Raw genomic sequence first — 20,556 nt, forward strand, 5'->3', positions numbered from 1 at the left:
TGAAACCCAGGCACAGCCGAGGGGCGCACCCCGTTCAGGGTGCGCCCCTCGCGCTCGTTCATCTGCTCAGCCGGCCAGGCAGGACGGTCCGAGCAGCACCTTGAGGTCTCCGAAGAGCGCCGGGTCGGGCTTCACCCGGTGCCGGTCGAGGCGCAGCACCGTGGTCTTCGTCGGGCCCTGGAGCTTGATCCGCACCTCGCTGTCGCCCTTGTGGTGGCTGAGGATCTCGCCGAGGCGGCTGACCATCGGCGGGGTGACCCTCGTTGCCGGGATGGTGAGGATCACGGGCGCGTTGGTGCCCGCGTTGGACAGGTCCGGCACCTGGAGTTCCATCGCCACCAACCGCGGCACGTCCTCGCGCTTGTCGAGGCGGCCCTTGACGAACACGACGGCGTCCTCGACGAGTTGGGTCGACACCAACTGGTACGTAGCCGGGAAGAACATGCACTCGATGGAGCCCGCGAGGTCCTCGACGGTGGCGATCGCCCAGGCGTTGCCCTGCTTGGTCATCTTGCGCTGCAGGCCCGAGATGATGCCACCGATGGTGACGACCGCGCCGTCCGCGTGCTCACCGCCGGTGAGCTGGGAGATGCCCGCGTCGGCCTTGTCGGACAGCACGTGCTCCAGGCCGAAGAGCGGGTGGTCGGAGACATACAGACCGAGCATCTCCCGCTCCTGGGCGAGCAGATAGGTCTTGTCCCACTCCTCGGTGGTGAACTCCACGTCGAGTCCGAAGCCGGGCTCGTTGCTCTCCTCCTCGCCCATGCCGCCAAAGAGGTCGAACTGGCCCTCGGCCTCCTTGCGCTTGACCGCGACCACGTTGTCGATCATCGGCTCGAAGTGCGCGGTGAGGCCCTTGCGGGTGTGCCCGAGGGTGTCGAACGCGCCCGCCTTGATCAGCGACTCCGTGGTGCGCTTGTTGCAGGCGACCGCCTCGACCTTGTCGAGGTAGTCGGGGAAGGAGGCGTACTTGCCCTTGGCGTTGCGGCTCTTGATGATCGACTCGACCACGTTGGTGCCGACGTTGCGGACGGCTTCGAGGCCGAAGAGGATCACGTCGTCGCCCTGGGCGGCGAAGTTGTGCACCGACTCGTTGACGTTCGGCGGGAGCACCTTGATGCCCATGCGGCGGCACTCGTTGAGGTAGACCGCGGACTTGTCCTTGTCGTCCTTGACGGAGGTCAGGAGCGCGGCCATGTACTCGGCTGGATAGTTCGCCTTCAGGTAGGCGGTCCAGTACGAGACCAGGCCGTACGCGGCCGAGTGCGCCTTGTTGAAGGCGTAGCCGGCGAAGGGGACCAGCACGTCCCACAGGGCCTGGATGGCCTCGTCGCTGTAGCCGTTCTTCTGGGCGCCGGCCTGGAAGATGGTGAAGTTCTTCGCCAGTTCGTCGGGCTTCTTCTTGCCCATCACGCGGCGCAGGATGTCGGCCTCGCCGAGCGAGTAGCCGGCGATGATCTGGGCGGCCTTCTGCACCTGCTCCTGGTAGACGATCAGGCCGTAGGTGACGTCCAGGACCTCCTTGAGCGGCTCCTCCAGCTCGGGGTGGATCGGGGTGATCTCCTGGAGCTTGTTCTTGCGCAGCGCGTAGTTGGTGTGCGAGTCCATGCCCATCGGGCCGGGACGGTAGAGCGCGGAGACAGCGGAGATGTCTTCGAAGTTGTCGGGCTTCATCAGACGCAGCAGCGAGCGCATGGGCCCGCCGTCGAACTGGAAGACGCCGAGGGTCTCGCCGCGCTGGAGCAGTTCGAAGGTCTTGGGGTCGTCCAGCGGGAGGCTCAGCAGCTCCAGATCGACGCCCTTGTTGGACTTCACCATCTTGACGGCGTCGTCCATGATCGTCAGGTTGCGCAGGCCGAGGAAGTCCATCTTCAGCAGGCCGAGCGACTCGCAGCTCGGGTAGTCCCACTGTGTGATGGTCACGCCGTCGGTGTGCCGCACCCACACGGGCACGTGCTCGGTGATGGTCTCGCTGGACATGATCACGCCGGCGGCGTGCACACCCATCTGCCGGACCAGGCCCTCGACGCCCTTGGCGGTGTCGATGACCTTCTTGACGTCCGGTTCGTTCTCGTACATCCCGCGGACCTCGCCCGCCTCCGAGTAGCGGGGGTGCGAGGGATCGGTGATGCCGTTGAGGTCGATGCCCTTGCCGAGGACGTCGGCGGGCATGGCCTTGGTGATGCGGTCGCCCATCGCGTACGGGTAGCCCAGCACGCGCGCGGAGTCCTTGATCGCGTTCTTGGCCTTGATCTTGCCGTAGGTGCCGATCATGGCAACCTTGTCGGCGCCGTACTTCTCGGTCACGTACCTGATCACCTCGACGCGCCGACGCTCGTCGAAGTCGATGTCGACATCGGGCATCGAGACGCGCTCGGGGTTGAGGAACCGCTCGAAGATCAGACCGTGCGGGATCGGGTCGAGGTCGGTGATGCCCATGGCGTAGGCGACGATCGAACCGGCCGCGGAGCCTCGGCCGGGGCCGACGGCGATGCCGTTGTTCTTGGCCCACATGATGAAGTCGGCGACGACGAGGAAGTAGCCCGGGAACCCCATCTGGATGATGACGTCCATCTCGTACTCGACCTGCTTCTGGCGGTCCTCGGGGATGCCGTCGGGGAAGCGGCGCTCCATGCCGCGGCGGACCTCCTCCTTGAACCAGGTGACCTCGGTGTAGCCCTCGGGGATGTCGAACTTCGGCATGAGGTTCTTGGCCTCGAACATGCCGGCGGTGTCGATCTGTTCGGCCACCAGGAGGGTGTTGCGGCAGCCCTCCTGCCAGGCGTCCGAGGAGTCGATGGCGTACATCTCGTCCGTGGACTTCAGGTAATAGCCGGTGCCGTCGAACTTGAAGCGGTCCGGGTCGGAGAGGTTCTTGCCGGTCTGGATGCACAGCAGGGCGTCGTGGGCGGTCGCCTCGTGCGCGTACGTGTAGTGCGAGTCGTTGGTGACCAGCGGCGGGATGCCGAGCTTCTTGCCGATGTCCAGGAGGCCGTCGCGGACCCGGCGCTCGATCTCGATGCCGTGGTCCATCAGCTCCAGGAAGTAGCGGTCCTTGCCGAAGATGTCCTGGTACTCGGCGGCCGACTTCAGGGCCTCGTCGTACTGGCCGAGCCGCAGCCGGGTCTGGAGCTCGCCGGAGGGGCAGCCGGTGGAGGCGATCAGGCCCTCGGACCACTGGGAGATGGTCTCCTTGTCCATCCGGGGCCACTTCTGCAGCCAGCCCTCGGCGTACGCGTCCGAGGAGAGGCGGAAGAGGTTGTGCAGACCGGTCGCGTTCGCCGCCCAGATCGTCTTGTGGGTGTAACCACCGGAACCGGAGACGTCGTCGCGCTTCTGGTGCGGCTGGCCCCACTGGATCTTGCGCTTGTTGCGCCGCGACTCCGGGGCGACATATGCCTCGATACCGATGATCGGGGTGACCCCGGCCTTCTTCGCGGAATGGAAGAAGTCGTACGCCCCGTGGAGGTTGCCGTGGTCGGACATGGCGATATGGGTCATGCCCATCTCGTTGCACGCGTTGAACATGTCCTTCAGCCGCGCGGCACCGTCCAGCAGTGAGTACTGGGTGTGGACGTGCAGGTGCGTGAACGGCGGCTTTGACACGGTTCGGCCTCCAAAGGAAACGCGCGGCGACGGGCTGGCGGACAGTCCTGGGGTCAGCGTCGAAGTCTATGCCTCGGGACTGACAATCCGAGGGCTCCCCCGCGTACCTTCACTGCGAGGATCGCGGGCACTTCCGCGCACCCTCACCCGTTGGAAAAACAGAAACGCCGTCGTACACATCCAGGCACCAGGAGGCACCCCGCGATGTCGGTTCCCCAGCTCAACGACGAGCAGCGCGGCGAGGAGATCCTCGCCGTCTTCGACACCGCCTTCGGCCGGCTCCTGGCCGCCGACCCGGCAGCGTTCCGCGTGAAGTTCCGCAAGATGGCTGCCTCGGCCTTCGCGTTCTACCGGGGTACCGCGTGCCTCTTCTACCACGACCTGGACGCGGAAAAGCGGGGCGGCCCGTACCTCGACGAGCGCACCTCGCGCGTGTGGATCCACGGCGACCTGCACGCGGAGAACTTCGGCACCTACATGGACGCGAACGGCCGCCTGATCTTCAACGTCAACGACTTCGACGAGGCGTACGTCGGCCCCTTCACCTGGGACCTGAAGCGCTTCTCCGCCTCCATCGCCCTCATCGGGTACGCGAAGGCGCTCGCCGACGACCAGATCACCGAGCTGGTCGAGGTGTACGCGGGCGCGTACCGCGAGCGCATCCACGCCCTGGCGACCGGCGCGAAGAGCGACGAGGTGCCTCCGTTCACGCTCGACACCGCCCAGGGGCCGCTCCTGGACGCCCTGCGTGACGCGCGCTCCCTCACCCGATTCGGGCTGCTGGACTCGATGACGGAGATCCGTGACTTCGAGCGCCGCTTCGCGCCCGGCGGCGGCTCCATCGAGCTGGACGCGGCGACCCGCTACAAGGTCCTCGCCGCCTTCGACGGCTATCTGGAGACGCTGCCGGACGCCTCCCTGGCCCGCCCGGACTCGTACCGGGTCAAGGACGTGGTGGGGCGCCGCGGCATCGGCATCGGGTCGGCCGGTCTGCCGTCGTACAACATCCTTCTGGAGGGCCACAGCGACGCCCTGGAGAACGATGTGGTGATCTACATCAAGCAGGCCCAGACCCCCGCCGTCTCCCGGCACATCACCGACCCGGCGATCCGCGACTACTTCCAGCACGAGGGCCACCGCACGGTGATCTCCCAGCGCGCGCTGCAGGCGCACGCCGACCCGTGGCTGGGCTGGACCGAGCTGGACGGCGCGGGCCAACTGGTCGCCGAGGTGTCGCCGTACGCCGTCGATCTCGACTGGGGCGACATCGACGACCCGGAGGAGATCGCCGCCGTCGTCGCCGACCTGGGCCGGGCCACGGCGACCATGCACGCGGCGGCGGACGACCAGTCCGGCGAGTCCCTGGTCCCGTTCTCCACCGAGCGCGCCATCGACGCGGCGATCGCCGCCGACGAGGACGGCTTCGCGGGCCTGCTGACCGACTTCGCGCACAGCTACGGCGCACGCGCGCGTGCCGACCACCAGATCTTCGTGGACCTGTTCCGCAACGGCCGGATCCCGGGTCTGTGACAGTCCGTAATCTCACAGGGAGCTTTTAGGGGTCCCTTACAGGACCACATGACAGACTCTCCACGCTATGGACATATCCGGGACCCGCATCAGAGCGCTGCGCGCGGCGCTGTTCACGGCCTTGGTCGTGACGCTCAGCACCGCGTCGCACGTGCTGCTGTCGCGGGTCCCGCTGCCGTTGAACACGGTGGCCGCGGTTGCCGCCGCCGTGTTCACGGTCGCCTACGCCCTGGCCGGCCGCGAGCGCGGTTTCGCGCGGATCGCCGCCCTGCTGGTCCCGCTGGAGCTGGCCGCCGACACGGTCTTCACCACCGGGCAGCAGGTCTGCTACGGCCGCGCGGGCGGACCCGTCGCCGGCCCGCTGCGCTCGGTCGGCTTCGACGTGCTGTGCGGCAACGGCACCGGCATCGGCTCCGGGGCCACCGCCCCGCTGGCCCGGGTGACCGGCACCGGCACCGACCGGCTCGCCGCCCTGCTGGCGCACGCCGACCCGGCCACGGCCTGGCTGCTGCTGGCGGCTCACGTCGGCGTCGGCCTGCTGGCCGCCGCCTGGCTGCGCCGCGGCGAGCGGGCGCTGGCCCAGCTGGTCCGCGCGGTGAGCGCGACCACCTTCCGTCCGCTGCTGCTGGCGGTCGCCGCGGTGACCGTCCGGCCGGCCGCTCCGGTGCGGCGCGTACGGCACACCGGCCGCCCCGTGGCCGGCGCCCGCGAGCGGATCCTCGTGCACTCCCTGGGACGGCGTGGACCGCCGTGCTCGGTCGCTTTCGCCTGAACAGCACACGTTGCTCCGAAGAGCACTGAGCACGACCAGTCCCCCACACGTATCCCGCGTACGACGTATGCGCGTCCCACATGGAGAACACCCACATGAGCAAGCGGAACAGCCAGGCCTCGAAGACGGCGGCCCGAGAGCGGCTGCGGCAGGAGCGCGAGCGCCAGGCCAAGAGGGCCAAGGCCAAGCGGCAGGCCATTGTGGCCGGTTCGGTCGTGGCCGTGCTGGCGGCGGCCGGCGGCATAGGTTACGCCGTCGTCCAGGCCAACAAGCCCAGCTACTGGACGGGCCTGAAGGACGCCAAGGTGGTGGCGCCGGCCAACACGACGGGCCCGGACGGCACGACCGTCGTTATCGGCAAGGCGAGCGCCAAGAAGACCCTCAAGATCTACGAGGACGCGCGCTGCCCGATCTGCGCCGACTTCGAGCAGGTCGTCGGTGCCACCGTGAAGCAGGACATCGATGGCGGCAAGTACAAGATCCAGTACATCGGTGGCACGTTCATCGACGGTGACGCGCTGGGCAAAGGCAAGATCGGCTCCAACGGTGAAGGCTCCAAGAACGCGCTGAGCGCCCTGGGTGCCGCACTGAACATCAGCCCGGAGGCCTTCCTCGACTACAAGACCGCGCTGTACTCGAAGAAGTGGCACCCGGACGAGAGGGACGACCAGTTCAAGAGCGACGCCTACCTGATCAAGGTCGCCGACACCGTTCCCGCCCTGAAGAACAACACCAAGTTCCAGAGCGCGGTGAAGAAGGGCACCTACGACGCCTGGGCGCTGGCGATGTCCAAGACCTGGGACACCAACAAGGACGGCGTACGCGGCACGCCCAGCTTCGTCATGGACGGCAAGATACTGACACTCAACGGTCGGCCCGACGGCAACCCGCCATTGACGGTTGCCCAGTTCAACTCGCTGGTCGGAGCGGCTCTCAAGGCGTAGACCCCGGACTGCGCGGCGCCAACAACTCCTGTGCTCAAAAGGGCCTTTCGATCGGCGAGGGCATCACGGTGACCGTACAGATCTGCGTCAAGGACGGCGCCGATGGCCACCCGAAGTACTGCGCGACCAAGAACGGGAAGGCCTGATCCCGGACATCGCGGCCGACCGGGGTGTGAAGCCCCGGACGTCTCGCGGCTGAAGAGCGGGCGAACTTTTTCGGTTCGCCCGCTCTTCGCACGTACTGGTCAGTAATCTGTGCGCCCGTGACCAGTCGATACAGATCATCCGAGGCATCCCAGGCCCTCAACTCGCTCTCTCCGCGCCGCCGCACGGTCGTCAAGGCCGCGGCGGCGACCGCTGTCCTGGCCGGGCCGCTCGCCGCCGCGCTCCCGGCCCGCGCGGCCGCGGACGCTCCCACCTTCCTGCACGGTGTCGCCTCCGGTGACCCGCTGCCCGACGGCGTCCTGCTGTGGACCCGGGTGACGCCCACCCCCGAGGCCATACCCGGCTCCGGGCTCGGCCCGGACACCGAGGTCAGCTGGGTCGTCGCCAGGGACAAGGCACTGACGAACATCGTCGCCAAGGGCTCGACCACCGCGAGTGCCGCCTCCGACCACACCGTCAAGGCGGACATCCGGGGCCTGGAGCCGGCCACCGACTACTGGTTCCGTTTCTCCGCCGGCCCCACCGACTCCCCGGTCGCCCGCACCCGTACGGCGCCCGCCGCCGACGCCGCCGTGCCGGGCCTGCGCTTCGGCGTGGTCTCCTGCGCCAACTGGGAGGGCGGCTACTTCGCCTCGTACCGCCATCTCGCGGCACGGGGCGACCTGGACGCCTGGCTGCATCTCGGCGACTACATCTACGAGTACAAGTCCGGCGAGTACGCGGCTCGCGGCAAGGTGGTCCGCCCGCACGCGCCGACGAACGAGATCCTCACGCTCGCCGACTACCGCACCCGGCACGGCAAGTACAAGACCGACCCGGATCTGCAGGCCCTGCACCACAAGGCGCCGGTCGTGGCGATCTGGGACGACCACGAGTTCGCCGACAACGCGTGGTCCGGCGGTGCGGTCAACCACACCGAGGGCGCCGAGGGCACCTGGACCGACCGCAAGGCGGCCGCCAAGCAGGCCTACTTCGAGTGGATGCCGGTCCGCCCGGCGATCGCGGGCACCACCTACCGACGGCTGCGCTTCGGCAAGCTCGCCGACCTCTCCCTCCTCGACCTGCGTTCCTTCCGCTCCCAGCAGGCGTCCACGGCCAGCGGATCGGTCGACGACCCGGACCGTACGATCACCGGGCGAGCCCAACTCGACTGGCTGAAGGCCGGGTTGAAGGCCTCCGACACCACCTGGCGGCTGGTCGGCAATTCGGTGATGATCTCGCCGTTCTCCTTCGGCTCGCTCTCCGCCGACCTCCTCAAGCCGCTCGCCAAGCTGCTCGGACTGCCGCAGGAGGGGATCGCCGCCAACACCGACCAGTGGGACGGCTACACGGACGACCGCCGCGAACTGCTGGCCCATCTGCGCTCGAACGCGATCGGCAACACCGTCTTCCTGACCGGCGACATCCACATGGCGTGGGCCAACGACGTGCCGGTGGACGCCGGTACGTACCCGCTGTCGGCCTCGGCCGCCACGGAGTTCGTCGTCACGTCGGTGACCTCCGACAACCTCGACGACATCGTGAAGGTCCCCGAGGGCACGGTCTCCGCGATCGCCTCGCCGATCATCCGCGCCGCCAACCGGCACGTCCACTGGGTCGACACCGACCGCCACGGCTACGGCGTCCTGGACATCACCGCCGACCGCGCGCAGATGGACTACTACGTCCTGTCCGACCGCACGGACAAGAACGCGACCTCGTCCTGGGAGCGTTCGTACCGCACGCGCACCGGCACGCAGAAGGTCGAGCGGACCTACGACCCCGTATAGCCCCCGGCTACAGGCTGTCGAGGAAGCCGAGCGCCACCCGCCAGGTGGCCTCGGCGGCCTCCTCGTCGTAGTCCGGCAGTCCGGGGTCGGTGTAGAGGTGGCCCGCACCCGCGTATCTGTAGACCTCGACGTCCGCGCCCGCTCTGCCCATCTGCAGATACCAGGCGCTCAGCCAGTCGTCCGTCTCGAACGGGTCCGGCTCGGCGACATGCAGCTGGACCGGCAGGTCGTCCACGGCGGCGTTCGGCGCGATGTCCGACGTGCCGTGCAGGAGCAGCAGCCCGCGGGCCTTCTCGTCGCCGAGCGCGAGGGTCTGCGCGATGGAGGCGCCGAGCGAGAACCCTGCGTACACAAGGCCGCGCTCCGAGTAGGGGGCGGCGGCCAGGACGGCTCTCTTGAGCAGCTCGTCCTTGCCGATCTCGTCGTTGAAGGCCATGCCCTCCTCGACCGTCTCGAACGTACGCCCGTCGAAGAGGTCCGGGGTCCACACCTCGTTCCCGGCGCCGCGCAGCCGGTCCGCGGCCTGGTGCACCGCGGGCCGCAGACCGTAGGTCGAGTGAAAGAGCATGATGTTCATGAGGCCATCGTGCCAGCCGGGACTGACAGCGCCGCCTCGCGGCCGTACCCCCTACGAGCCCGAACTCACATGTTCATGACCCCCCGGGTCCGGTTAGGTTCGCAGGCATGGAGAACGTACTGCGTCCGCTGATCGTGATCGGCGGCTCGGTCGTGCTCACGCTGCTCATCGGCTGGGCCACCGATCTGCTGCTGCGCAAGGCCGACGAACGGCACGGCGAGACCCCGCTGTGGGGGCTGTTGCGCCGCGGCCGCATTCCCTACCAGCTGGTGCTGTGCTCGGCCATGCTCAGAGGCTCCTACGACCAGGCGCAGCTGCTGCAGGCCCACGAGGTCGGCATCGGCCGGACGCTGACCCTGGTGCTGATCGGGTCGACGGCCTGGCTGGTGATCCGGATCGCGGCGGCCGTCGTGGAGACGTCCTACTCCCGCTATGCCCGCCTCCACCGCGATCCGGCCCGGGTGCGGCGCGTGCGCACCCAGGTGTCGCTGATCATGCGGGTGGTGGCGGCGATCGTCGGCGTGGTGGCCGCGGCCGCGATGCTGCTGACGTTCCCGGCGATGCGGGCCGCGGGCGCCTCGCTGCTGGCCTCGGCCGGCATCCTCGGCATCGTCGCCGGTGTCGCCGCCCAGTCGACGCTCAGCAACCTGTTCGCAGGGCTGCAGATCGCCTTCGGCGACATGGTGCGGCTCGGCGACACGGTCGTGGTGGACGGCGAGTGGGGCACGGTCGAGGAGATCACGCTGACCTTCCTGACCGTGCGGACCTGGGACGAGCGCCGGATCACCATGCCTGTGTCGTACTTCACCTCGAAGCCCTTCGAGAACTGGTCCCGGGGCGGCACCCAGATGACGGGCATCGTCTACTGGCACCTCGACCACTCGGCGCCGGTGGAACTGATGCGCGAGAAGCTCCGCGACATCCTGCGCGAGTGCCCGGCCTGGGACGGCCGCGACTACGGCATGGCCGTCACGGACACCACCCCGAACACCATGCAGGTGCGGGCCCTGGTGACGGCCAAGGACGCGGACGACATATGGACGGTACGGGTCACCGTCCGCGAGCACATGGTCCGCTGGCTGTGCGAGCAGCACCCGTACGCCCTGCCCCGCGTGAACACCTCGGACGCGGCCCTGCCGGCGAGCCGGCGCTCCCCCGACGGCTCCCCGGACGGCGCGGCACGCCGCATCCCCGAATCGCCGAGGACGGGCCGCGGCTGAACGGCCTCAGTGGCCGCGCTCCGCACCCCCGTTGACCTGGATCACCTGCGAGGTGACATGCCCGGCGCCCGGTGAGGCGAGCCAGTGCAAGGTCGCGGCCACGTCGCCGGGGGTGCCGGCGCGCTTGTCCAGGGTGTCGTCGACGAGCCGTGCACGCCGCGCGGGGTCGATCTGCGGGCCGAAGAACTCGGTGTCCTCGATGTACCCGGGCGCGACCACGTTGGCGGTGATCCCGCGCGGCCCCAGCTCCCGGGCGAGGTCATGGGCATACGGGTGCAAGGCGGCCTTGGCGCCCCCGTACGCCCCGCTGCCGGACCCCCGGTAGGCGGCGATGGAGCTGACGAACAGCACCCGTCCGCCAGGCGTGGCCAGCCGGTCCTTCAGGGCCTCCGTGAGCAGGGCCGCGGTGAGGGTGTTGATCCGGAAGTTGAGTGTCCAGTTGTGCGCGACCCGGTCGAGCGGGTCGTCGCTCTCGGCGGCGGGCTCCAGCTGCCCGGTGCCCCCGGCACTGTGGATCAGTACGTCCACGGTCCCGAACTCCCGCTCCACGAAGTCGGCGACCCCGCGCACAGCGGCCGGATCGCTCAGATCCGCCGCATAGGTCGAAGCCCCGGGCACCGCGGCCTTCTCCAGCACCTCCGCCCGCCGTCCGAGCAGCAGGACCCGGTCCCCGTCCGCCGCGAAGACCTGCGCCGCGGCAAGTCCAATCCCCGTACCGCCACCACTGATTACGACATTACGAGCCATGATTCGACCCTACGCACGGACCGTCGCCGAACGCGAACGACTTCCCTGAGGTCACCGCAGACTCCGCACATCAAGGTGACGCAGCACCCGGTCCACGATCTCCGGATCCGCCCCTGGCTCGCTCCGCGCCGCCAGCACCTCGTGCCGTGCCGCGCTGAGCATCTCGCCGTGGATCCGCCGCACCCGCTTCAGTCGGCGCATCCGGTGTTCATGCGCCTCCCGCCGCTCCTCGTCCGCCATGTCCGGGCTGATCCGCACCCCGATGTCGAAGGCCCGCCGCAGCATCTGCTCGGACAGCTCCTCCGGCACCTCCTCGACCTGCTCGATCTCCCTCAGCCGCCGCTTGGCCGCCTTGGCCGCCCGGACGGCGAGGGACTTCTCGAACTCCTTCTCCCGCTCCGTGTCGGCCTGCACCCCCAGCCGCTTCACCAGCCACGGCAGGGTCAGCCCCTGCAGCACCAGCGTCCCCATGATCACCCCGAAGGCGATGAACACGATCTCGTCCCGGTCGGGAAAGGCCGACCCGTCGTCGGTCTTCAGTGGGATCGCCAGCGCCAGAGCCACCGAGGCCACTCCCCGCATCCCCGACCACCACATGACGACGGTCTCCCGCACACTCATCGGGATGTCCTCGTCGTGGTCCCGTTTGGCGTGCAGCCGCTTGGTGAGCCAGGTCGCCGGCAGCAGGTACACCAGTCGTACGACGACCACGACGGCCACGATCACGCCCGCCCAGCCGAGCATCTCGCCCCACCGCCCGGACGCCGTCCGGATCGCGTTGTGCAGTTCGAGACCGATCAGCCCGAAGGCGACGCCCGTGACGAGCGTGTCGACGATGTCCCAGAACGCATGCCCGGTCAGCCGGGTCAGCACGTCGTCGGCGTCGGTGGCGTACTCCGCGAGGAACAGGGCGGTCGTGAGCACGGCGAGCACACCGGAGCCGTGCAGCTCCTCCGCGAGGACGTACGAGGCGTACGGCACCAGCAGCGTCATCCCGATCTGCAGGGTCGCGTCGCCCAGCAGATCCATCAGCCTGTTGGCGCCCCAGCCGAGCGCGAGCCCCACCGCCACGGCCACCACGGCGGAGAGCACCAGGTCGAGCGCGGCCCGCCCCGGTGTGAAGCTGCCGCTGACGGCGGCGGCGATCGCCACGTGGTACAGCACGATCGCCGTGACGTCGTTGAACAGTCCCTCGCCCTCCAGGATGGACACCAGCCGGCGCGGCAGCCCGAGCTGTCCGGCGACCGCCGTCGCGGCGACCGGGTCGGGCGGTGCGACGAGCGCGCCGAGCGCCACGGCGGCGGCGACGGGCAGCCCCGGCACGATCGTGTGCGCGACGGCGGCCACGCACACGGTGGTGACGAACACCAGCGCCACGGCCAGCAGGAAGATCGGCCGCCGGTTCGCCGCGAACTGCCGCCAGGACGTGCGCCGCGCCGCCGCGTACAGCAGCGGCGGGAGCAGCAGGGGCAGGATCAGATCCGGCGGGACGTCGACGTTCGGCACGAAGTCGGCCACGGCGAGCACGATCCCGAAGAGGGTCATCAGCACCGGCGCCGGCAGCCCGAACCGGTCCCCGACCGGGACGCTCACCAGGGCCCCGAGCAACAGCACGAACAGCAGGGCCAACTGATCCACGGTCAGCGCTCCGGGAAGGTCGACGTACGGGCAGCGGCTTTCCAGCCTGCCACGCCGCCGTCCCCACCGGCGTCTTCGGACTGTGCTACAGAGCGCGCCGCATCGCCCGGTGCGGGATGCCCGCCTCCGGATACTCCGGCCCGTAGGCCTCGTAGCCGAGCCGCTCGTAGAACCCCAGCGCATGCGTCTGCGCGTGCAGATCCACCGCCGCGAGCCCACGCGCGCGTGCCGCGTCCTCGATGGCCCGCACCAGCGCCACCCCGACGCCGAGCCCGCGGGCCTCCTTGGCGACGGCGAGCCGCCCGAGCGACCCCACGGTGAGGTCGCCGTCGACCTTGGTGGAGGCCGCCTCGCCGTACAGCAGCCGCCCCGTGCCGAGCGGCACCCCGTCGTCCCGTACGGCCAGCACATGCACCGCGACGGCGTCGTACTCGTCGTACTCCAGGTCCTCCGGCACACCCTGCTCGCCGACGAAGACCTCCTTGCGCACCCTGAAGCACATCTCCAGGTCGGCGGGGTCCTCGGCGACCCGTACGTCGTACGCGTGCGTGCGGATCATCCGTACGTCTCCTCGCGGACCTGGTCCAGTGCCTTCTGCAGGTCGGCCGGGTAGTCGCTCTCGAACTCCACCCACTGCCCGTCCCCGGGGTGCTCGAACCCGAGTCGCACGGCGTGCAGCCACTGGCGGGTCAGGTGCAGCCGCTTGGCGAGCGTCGGGTCGGCGCCGTACGTCAGGTCGCCGACGCACGGGTGGCGGTGGGCGGCCATGTGGACGCGGATCTGGTGGGTTCGCCCGGTCTCCAGCTTGACGTCGAGCAGCGAGGCCGCGCGGAAGGCCTCGATGAGGTCGTAGTGCGTGACCGAGGGCTTCCCGTCGGCCGTGACCGCCCACTTGTAGTCGTGGTTGGGGTGGCGGCCGATGGGTGCGTCGATGGTGCCGCTGGTCGGGTCCGGGTGGCCCTGGACGAGCGTGTGGTAGCGCTTGTCGACCGTGCGCTCCTTGAACTGGCGCTTGAGCGAGGTGTACGCGCGCTCCGACTTGGCGACCGCCATCAGGCCCGAGGTGCCGACGTCGAGGCGGTGCACGATGCCCTGGCGCTCGGCGGCGCCGGAGGTGGAGATGCGGTAGCCGGCCGCGGCGAGGCCGCCGATGACGGTCGGCCCGGTCCAGCCGGGGCTGGGGTGGGCGGCGACACCGACCGGCTTGACGATCACGACCACGTCATCGTCGTCGTACACGATCTCCATGCCCTCGACCGGCTCCGCGACGATCTGCACGGGCGCGGGCGCCTGTGGCATCTCGACCTCGAGCCAGGCGCCCCCGCTCACCCGCTCGGACTTGCCGACCACCGACCCGTCGACCGTGACCTTCCCCGCGGCGGCGAGCTCCGCCGCCTTGGTCCGGGAGAAGCCGAACATCCGGGAGATGGCGGCGTCGACGCGCTCGCCCTCCAGGCCGTCGGGCACGGGCAGGGTACGGATCTCGGGAATCGTGCTCACCCGTCGAGTATGCCGGACAGCACCGACAGCCCCGAACGAGCCTGTGGAAAGCCCGGGCTCAGTCCTTGTGGACGGTCCCGTCCGGGTCGAGCCCCTTGAACGACAGCAGCACGATCAGGATGCCGCCGCACACGATCGCCGAGTCCGCCAGGTTGAAGACGGCGAAGCCCTTGGGCGAGATGAAGTCGACGACGCGGCCCTCGAAGACGCCCGGCGAGCGGAAGATCCGGTCGGTGAGGTTGCCGAGCGCACCGCCGAGCAGCAGACCGAGCGCGACCGCCCAGGGCAGGCTGTAGAGCTTGCGGGCGAGCCGGGCGATCACCACGATCACGGCCGCGGCGATCACCGTGAAGATCACGGTGAAGGCCTCGCCGAAGCCGAAGGCCGCGCCCGCGTTGCGGATCGCCTCGAGCTGCAGCCAGTCCCCGATGATCCGGATCGGCGCGTGGTCCTCCAGCTTGGCGACCACGATCATCTTGCTGACCAGGTCGAGGGCGTACGCGAAGGCGGCGACCGCGAACAGCACGGCGACACGGCGCCTGCCCCTGGGGCGTGCGGTCTCGCCCTGCTCCGGCTCGGTCCCCGCCGCCTCCGGGGTGTCCGGCGTACCGATGATGCGCTCCGCCTCTGCCACGTGAGTCCTTCAACCTAGGTACCTGACTGAGGACGAGGGTACGACACGCGCGCGTACCCCCTCAGTACCGGCGTTCCTGCTTCTGCTTGCACTCCACGCACAGGGTGGCCCGCGGGAACGCCTGCATCCGGGCCTTGCCGATGGGGTTGCCGCAGTTCTCGCACAGGCCGTAGGTGCCGGCGTCCAGCCGTACCAGGGCACGCTCGGTCTGTGTGAGCATCTCGCGGGCGTTGGCCGCGAGGGCCAGCTCGTGCTCGCGCGTGATGTTCTTGGTACCGGTGTCCGCCTGGTCGTCGCCCGCGCCGTCCCCGGAGTCCCGCATCAGGCCGGCGACGGCGTTCTCGGACGAGCTGATCTCGTCACGCAGCCGCTCCATCTCGGACAGCAGCTCGGTTCGCGCCTCCTCGACCTCCTCCGGGGTCCAGGGGTCCTCACCGGGGCGCACCGCAAGCTCGCCCGGCTCCGCCGCGGCGAGCCGCGCCTTGGGTACGGCGGTCTTGGCCGCCGCGGCCGTGCCAGGAGTCTTCTTCGCAACCACCGTCGTGGCTCCCGTCTGCTCCGCGGCCTTGGCCGCGCCCGCCTTCTTGGCCGTGCTCTTCCTGCCCACACGCTTCGTGACAGCGGTCTCCTTACCCGCCCGCTGGGCGCCGTCACCCTTCATGGACGCGGTCTCCTCGACCGCGCTCCCACGTTTCGTGGCCGTGCTCCTCGCCGCCGCGCTCTTCTTCGCCGCGGCCTTCTTGCCGGCAGCTCTCCCGGCTGCGTCTCCTTTTCCTGCCGCTGTCTTCACAGCCGACTCCTTCGCCGCAGCCCCCGCCTTCTTCGCCGCCGACTGCCCAGTACCCCGTTCAGCACCTTCCCGAGCAGTACTTTCCTTCTGGGCTACGGCTTCGCCCCCGACCGCCTTCTCCGCGACCGCCGCCCCGGCCGCCGACTGCCGAACAGCGCCCTCCTCGGCAACACCCTTGGAAGCGGCCCTCTTGGATGCCCCCTTCTTCGCCGCGGCCTTCTTCGCCGCGGCCTTCTTCGCCGTGCCCTTTTCCCCCGTGCTCTTCTCCGGCGTGCTCTTCTCCGCGGCACGCCTCTCGGCAGCACCTTTTCCGGCCGCCGCGCCCTTACCGCCCGCCACCTTCCTCCCGGTGGCCGCAGTCGTGGTGGCCTCAGGTCTCTCGGTTGCTTCCTCCTCGGCCGTCTTCTTCGAGCGAGACGTTTCGGAGGCGGCGGCCGCCTTGGCGGCCTTCTTCCCAGCGGTCGGCTTCTTGCCGGCAGCCCGTGTCCCTCCCCCGGCCGCATCCCCCCGTACCGTCTTCACCGGCTTCGCGGCCTTCTCCACCGCGGCCGCCGCAGTCCCCGTAGCCGCCCCGGCCGTCTTCCCCGCACTCGCCGTGGACCGTCCCCGCGCGCTCTTCTTCCCGCTCACATCCTTGGCCGCACCGCCGGAGGCCTGGGTGGACCCGTCGGACGCCGACTGCTGTACGGCGGTCTTCTTCGCCACCATGGCCGCGGCCCCTTCACATATTGTGATCTTGCACGCGAATCGTGCTGGGACGATAAATCGACTTCAGTCCCGCGGCAACGGGGCACACCGCCCGATTCGCCCGGCCCACGCATGCCGCTCCGCAAGCCTGCATGCGTTGTGCCCAGCTCCCCGCGGGGTAATCCGCCGGGCCGCCCGTCCCAGAATCCGAACACGCGTGCCGCTCCATTCGGGTCATCTCCGTCCGTACGGCGCCCCCATCCCCCGGGGGCGGGAAAACCGGTCGGCCGCTGACCGCGCGGCGCCGTACACTGGGCGGAGCGAAAAGCATGGATGGGGACGAGTAGCGGCGTACGCAGCCCAGAGCGACCCGGGGACGGTGGAAGCCCGGGGGCGAGCGCGACGTGAAGATCACCCCGGAGCCGCCGGAAGAAAGCCGTAGCCAAAGGGCTGCGGCGAGTAGAACCGGCATCGCGACCCCAATGAGGGGGCTCGCAGGTGCGCAACCCGCACCGGTGAGCCAAGGAGGGTGGTACCGCGGGAGCGCGCCGAGGTCGGCGTGGACGGCAGACAGAAGGCCGTGACTCTCGTCCCTCCGGACGGAAGGCAGCAAGTCCGCCGGAGGAAGCTCGCTGATGACATCGCCGACGTACCGCCAGGTGCCCGCCCAGGTCGACCTGCCCGCGCTCGAGCACGCCGTGCTCGACTTCTGGCGCGAGCAGAAGATCTTCGCCAAGACCCTGGAGCAGTCCGAGGGCCGCCCCGAGTGGGTCTTCTACGAGGGCCCGCCCACCGCCAACGGCATGCCGGGCGCCCACCACATCGAGGCCCGCGTCTTCAAGGACGTCTTCCCCCGCTTCCGCACCATGCGCGGCTACCACGTGGCCCGCAAGGCCGGCTGGGACTGCCATGGCCTCCCGGTGGAGCTGACGGTCGAGAAGGAGCTCGGCTTCTCCGGCAAGAAGGACATCGAGGCGTACGGCATCGCCGAGTTCAACGCCAAGTGCCGCGAGTCCGTGACCCGCCACACCGACGCCTTCGAGGCGCTCACGACCCGCATGGCGTACTGGACCGACACCGACGACGCGTACCGCACGATGGACCCCGAGTACATCGAGTCGGTCTGGTGGTCGCTGAAGACGATCTTCAACAAGGGCCTGCTGGTCCAGGACCACCGCGTCGCACCCTGGTGCCCGCGCTGCGGCACCGGCCTCTCGGACCACGAGCTGGCGCAGGGCTACGAGACGGTCGTCGACCCGTCCGTCTACGTCCGTTTCCCCCTCACCTCCGGTCCGCTCGCCGGCGAAGCCGCGCTCCTGGTCTGGACGACGACCCCCTGGACGCTGGTCTCCAACACCGCGGTCGCCGCGCACCCCGAGGTCACCTACGTCGTCGCGACCAACGGCGACGAGAAGCTCGTCGTCGCCGAACCGCTCGTCGCCAAGGCACTCGGCGAGGGCTGGGAGACCACCGGCCAGTCCTTCACGGGCGCCGAAATGGAGCGCTGGACGTATCAACGACCGTTCGAACTCGTCGAGTTCCCGGCCCAGGCGCATTTTGTCGTCAACGCCGAGTACGTCACGACCGAGGACGGTACGGGCCTGGTCCACCAGTCCCCCGCCTTCGGCGAGGACGACCTCAAGGTCTGCCGCGCCTACGGCCTGCCCGTGGTCAACCCCGTCCGCCCCGACGGCACCTTCGAGGAGGACGTCCCCCTGGTCGGCGGCGTCTTCTTCAAGAAGGCGGACGAAAGGCTCACCGAGGACCTCCAGCAGCGCGGCCTCCTCTTCCGGCACATCCCGTACGAGCACAGCTACCCGCACTGCTGGCGCTGCCACACCGCGCTCCTCTACTACGCGCAGCCGTCCTGGTACATCCGCACCACGGCCGTCAAGGACCGCCTGCTGCAGGAGAACGAGAACACCAACTGGTTCCCCGACACGGTCAAGCACGGCCGGTACGGCGACTGGCTGAACAACAACATCGACTGGGCGCTGTCCCGCAACCGCTACTGGGGCACTCCGCTGCCCATCTGGCGCTGCGAGGACGACCACCTCACCGTCGTCGGGTCCCGCGCGGAGCTCACCGAGCTGACCGGCACCGACCAGTCCGAACTCGACCCGCACCGCCCGTACATCGACGACGTCACCTTCGCCTGCCCCAAGTGCGCCAAGACGGCCACGCGCGTGCCGGAGGTCATCGACGCCTGGTACGACTCGGGTTCGATGCCGTTCGCGCAGTGGGGATACCCGTACAAGAACAAGGAGTTGTTCGAGAGCCGCTACCCCGCGCAGTTCATCTCCGAGGCGATCGACCAGACCCGCGGCTGGTTCTACACGCTGATGGCGGTCGGCACCCTGGTCTTCGACAAGTCCTCGTACGAGAACGTGGTCTGCCTGGGCCACATCCTCGCCGAGGACGGCCGCAAGATGTCCAAGCACCTGGGCAACACCCTGGACCCGATCCCGCTGATGGACCGGCACGGCGCGGATGCGGTCCGCTGGTTCATGGCGGCCGGCGGCTCCCCGTGGGCGGCACGCCGCGTGGGTCACGGCACCATCCAGGAGGTCGTCCGCAAGACGCTCCTCACGTACTGGAACACGGTCGCCTTCCAGGCCCTGTACGCCCGCACCTCCAACTGGGCGCCCAGCGAGGCGGATCCGGCGCCGGCCGACCGCCCGGTCCTGGACCGCTGGCTGCTGTCCGAACTCCACGCGCTCACCGACCAGGTGACGCAGTCTCTGGAGGCGTACGACACCCAGCGCGCCGGCAAGCTCCTGTCGGCGTTCGTCGACGATCTGTCCAACTGGTACGTCCGCCGCTCGCGCCGCCGCTTCTGGCAGGGCGACAAGGCCGCGCTGCGCACCCTGCACGAGGTCGTCGAGACGGTCACCAAGCTGATGGCCCCGCTGACCCCGTTCATCACCGAGCGGGTCTGGCAGGACCTGATCGTGCCGGTCACTCCGGGCGCCCCGGAGTCGGTGCACCTGACCTCCTGGCCGGAGGCGGACCTGACGGCGATCGACCCCGAGCTGTCGAAGCAGATGGTCCTCGTCCGCCGGCTCGTGGAGCTGGGCCGGGCCACGCGCGCGGAGTCGGGCGTCAAGACCCGTCAGCCGCTGTCCCGTGCGCTGATCGCCGCGACCGGCTTCGACGCCCTCGACCGGGAGCTGCACACGCAGATCACGGAGGAGTTGAACGTCACATCCCTGGCGTCGCTCAGCGAGGTCGGCGGCAGCCTGGTCGACACGACCGCGAAGGCCAACTTCCGCGCCCTGGGCAAGCGCTTCGGCAAGCGCGTCCAGGAGGTGGCCAAGGCCGTCGCGAACGCGGACGCGGCCGCGCTGTCCCTGGCCCTGCGCGAGGGCACGGCGTCGGTCCAGGTCGACGGTGAGACGATCACCCTCGCCCCGGACGAGGTGATCATCACGGAGACCCCGCGCGAGGGCTGGTCGGTGGCCTCCGACTCGGGTGCCACGGTCGCCCTCGACCTGGAGATCACGGAGGAGCTGCGTCAGGCGGGCCTGGCCCGTGACGCGATCCGCCTGATCCAGGAGGCCCGCAAGAACAGCGGCCTCGACGTGGCCGACCGTATCGCCCTGCGCTGGACCTCCACGGACCCGGCGGTCATCGCGGCCCTCACCGAGCACGCGGCCCTGATCGCCGACGAGGTGCTGGCCACCGACTTCGGTCAGGGCGAGGCGGACGACACCTACGGCGCCCCGTTCACCGACGAGGGCCTGTCGCTGACCTTCCGCCTGCGCAAGGCGTAACGCGACGTACGAAGGCCCGGGTCCGCCAAAGATCTTGGCGGACCCGGGCCTTCGGCGTTGTGTGCGCACGTACGGCTGACGCACTGGGGTGGGCCGGATTCGAACCGGCGTCCTCCGATATGCCATAGCGGCGCGACAACCAACTGCGCTACACACCCCAGTGCGGCGAGAACGTACCCCATGCCAAAGGGCGGGGCCCCCGGA

The 20,556-nt window shown here is 69.5% G+C and carries 14 protein-coding genes and 1 tRNA gene; 6 read left to right on the forward strand and 9 right to left on the reverse strand.

Annotation, left to right across the window (positions count from 1 at the left end; genetic code table 11):
• Window positions 1-66: 66 nt before the first annotated feature.
• Complete coding sequence (gene dnaE, locus ACWDAG_RS10040) at window positions 67-3,606, reverse strand: DNA polymerase III subunit alpha (protein WP_450695107.1); 3,540 nt, start codon at window positions 3,604-3,606, stop codon at window positions 67-69.
• Between the two features lie 204 nt (window positions 3,607-3,810).
• Here dnaE and ACWDAG_RS10045 point away from each other — a divergent pair, with 204 nt between their 5' ends.
• From ACWDAG_RS10045 to ACWDAG_RS10060, 4 genes are all read left to right on the forward strand, one after another.
• A complete protein-coding gene (locus ACWDAG_RS10045) occupies window positions 3,811-5,136 on the forward strand; it encodes a DUF2252 domain-containing protein (protein ID WP_450695108.1) in 1,326 nt (441 codons plus the stop codon).
• 67 nt (window positions 5,137-5,203) lie between these two features.
• Window positions 5,204-5,908 (forward strand): hypothetical protein, encoded by a 705-nt coding sequence (locus ACWDAG_RS10050; RefSeq protein WP_450695109.1) that lies wholly within the window; start codon window positions 5,204-5,206, stop codon window positions 5,906-5,908.
• Between the two features lie 95 nt (window positions 5,909-6,003).
• Window positions 6,004-6,852, forward strand: a complete 849-nt coding sequence (locus ACWDAG_RS10055) for a thioredoxin domain-containing protein (protein ID WP_450695110.1) — start codon at window positions 6,004-6,006, stop codon at window positions 6,850-6,852.
• 263 nt (window positions 6,853-7,115) lie between these two features.
• Complete coding sequence (locus ACWDAG_RS10060; RefSeq protein WP_450695111.1) at window positions 7,116-8,786, forward strand: alkaline phosphatase D family protein; 1,671 nt, start codon at window positions 7,116-7,118, stop codon at window positions 8,784-8,786.
• 7 nt (window positions 8,787-8,793) lie between these two features.
• On the opposite strand, the gene ACWDAG_RS10065 is transcribed toward ACWDAG_RS10060, so the two are convergent.
• A complete protein-coding gene (locus tag ACWDAG_RS10065; RefSeq protein ID WP_450695112.1) occupies window positions 8,794-9,363 on the reverse strand; it encodes a dienelactone hydrolase family protein in 570 nt (189 codons plus the stop codon).
• 107 nt (window positions 9,364-9,470) lie between these two features.
• Here ACWDAG_RS10065 and ACWDAG_RS10070 point away from each other — a divergent pair, with 107 nt between their 5' ends.
• Window positions 9,471-10,583, forward strand: coding sequence for a mechanosensitive ion channel family protein (locus tag ACWDAG_RS10070; protein WP_450695113.1), 1,113 nt, complete (start codon window positions 9,471-9,473; stop codon window positions 10,581-10,583).
• A gap of 6 nt (window positions 10,584-10,589) precedes the next feature.
• Here the strand turns inward: ACWDAG_RS10070 and ACWDAG_RS10075 are convergent, their stop codons facing one another.
• From ACWDAG_RS10075 to ACWDAG_RS10100, 6 genes are all read right to left on the reverse strand, one after another.
• Window positions 10,590-11,330, reverse strand: a complete 741-nt coding sequence (locus ACWDAG_RS10075) for an SDR family NAD(P)-dependent oxidoreductase (RefSeq protein WP_450695114.1) — start codon at window positions 11,328-11,330, stop codon at window positions 10,590-10,592.
• A 51-nt stretch (window positions 11,331-11,381) separates the two neighbouring features.
• Window positions 11,382-12,968: a Na+/H+ antiporter gene (locus ACWDAG_RS10080; protein ID WP_450695115.1), complete on the reverse strand. Its 1,587-nt coding sequence runs from the start codon at window positions 12,966-12,968 to the stop codon at window positions 11,382-11,384.
• Window positions 12,969-13,053: 85 nt separating this feature from the next.
• On the reverse strand, window positions 13,054-13,527 hold the full coding sequence (locus ACWDAG_RS10085) for a GNAT family N-acetyltransferase (protein ID WP_450695116.1): 474 nt from the start codon (window positions 13,525-13,527) through the stop codon (window positions 13,054-13,056).
• Entirely contained in the window at window positions 13,524-14,468 is a 945-nt protein-coding gene (locus ACWDAG_RS10090) for an RluA family pseudouridine synthase (RefSeq protein WP_390663082.1), read from the reverse strand. Before ACWDAG_RS10090 ends, ACWDAG_RS10085 begins: the two co-directional genes overlap by 4 nt.
• 58 nt (window positions 14,469-14,526) lie before the next feature.
• Complete coding sequence (lspA, locus tag ACWDAG_RS10095) at window positions 14,527-15,102, reverse strand: signal peptidase II (RefSeq protein ID WP_450695117.1); 576 nt, start codon at window positions 15,100-15,102, stop codon at window positions 14,527-14,529.
• A gap of 61 nt (window positions 15,103-15,163) precedes the next feature.
• Window positions 15,164-16,600: a TraR/DksA family transcriptional regulator gene (locus tag ACWDAG_RS10100; protein ID WP_450695118.1), complete on the reverse strand. Its 1,437-nt coding sequence runs from the start codon at window positions 16,598-16,600 to the stop codon at window positions 15,164-15,166.
• A gap of 614 nt (window positions 16,601-17,214) precedes the next feature.
• On the opposite strand from ACWDAG_RS10100, the gene ileS reads away from it, so the two are divergent.
• Window positions 17,215-20,352 carry an isoleucine--tRNA ligase gene (gene ileS, locus ACWDAG_RS10105; protein ID WP_450695119.1) on the forward strand — a complete coding sequence of 1,046 codons (3,138 nt, stop codon included), beginning with the start codon at window positions 17,215-17,217 and terminating at the stop codon, window positions 20,350-20,352.
• An 84-nt stretch (window positions 20,353-20,436) separates the two neighbouring features.
• Here ileS and ACWDAG_RS10110 read toward each other — a convergent pair.
• A tRNA-Pro gene (locus tag ACWDAG_RS10110) sits at window positions 20,437-20,511 on the reverse strand.
• Window positions 20,512-20,556 lie beyond the last annotated feature (45 nt).

The sequence above is a fragment of the Streptomyces sp. NPDC001157 genome, assembly GCF_053598255.1.

Excerpts from the sequence above, each read along its gene's own strand:
- ACWDAG_RS10045 (WP_450695108.1), top strand. The coding sequence starts at position 3,811 with ATGTCGGTTCCCCAGCTCAACGACGAGCAGCGCGGCGAGGAGATCCTC.
- ACWDAG_RS10050 (WP_450695109.1), top strand. The coding sequence starts at position 5,204 with ATGGACATATCCGGGACCCGCATCAGAGCGCTGCGCGCGGCGCTGTTC.
- ACWDAG_RS10055 (WP_450695110.1), top strand. The coding sequence starts at position 6,004 with ATGAGCAAGCGGAACAGCCAGGCCTCGAAGACGGCGGCCCGAGAGCGG.
- ACWDAG_RS10065 (WP_450695112.1), bottom strand. The coding sequence starts at position 9,363 with ATGAACATCATGCTCTTTCACTCGACCTACGGTCTGCGGCCCGCGGTG.
- ACWDAG_RS10070 (WP_450695113.1), top strand. The coding sequence starts at position 9,471 with ATGGAGAACGTACTGCGTCCGCTGATCGTGATCGGCGGCTCGGTCGTG.
- ACWDAG_RS10075 (WP_450695114.1), bottom strand. The coding sequence starts at position 11,330 with ATGGCTCGTAATGTCGTAATCAGTGGTGGCGGTACGGGGATTGGACTT.
- ACWDAG_RS10085 (WP_450695116.1), bottom strand. The coding sequence starts at position 13,527 with ATGATCCGCACGCACGCGTACGACGTACGGGTCGCCGAGGACCCCGCC.
- ACWDAG_RS10100 (WP_450695118.1), bottom strand. The coding sequence starts at position 16,600 with ATGGTGGCGAAGAAGACCGCCGTACAGCAGTCGGCGTCCGACGGGTCC.
- ileS (WP_450695119.1), top strand. The coding sequence starts at position 17,215 with ATGACATCGCCGACGTACCGCCAGGTGCCCGCCCAGGTCGACCTGCCC.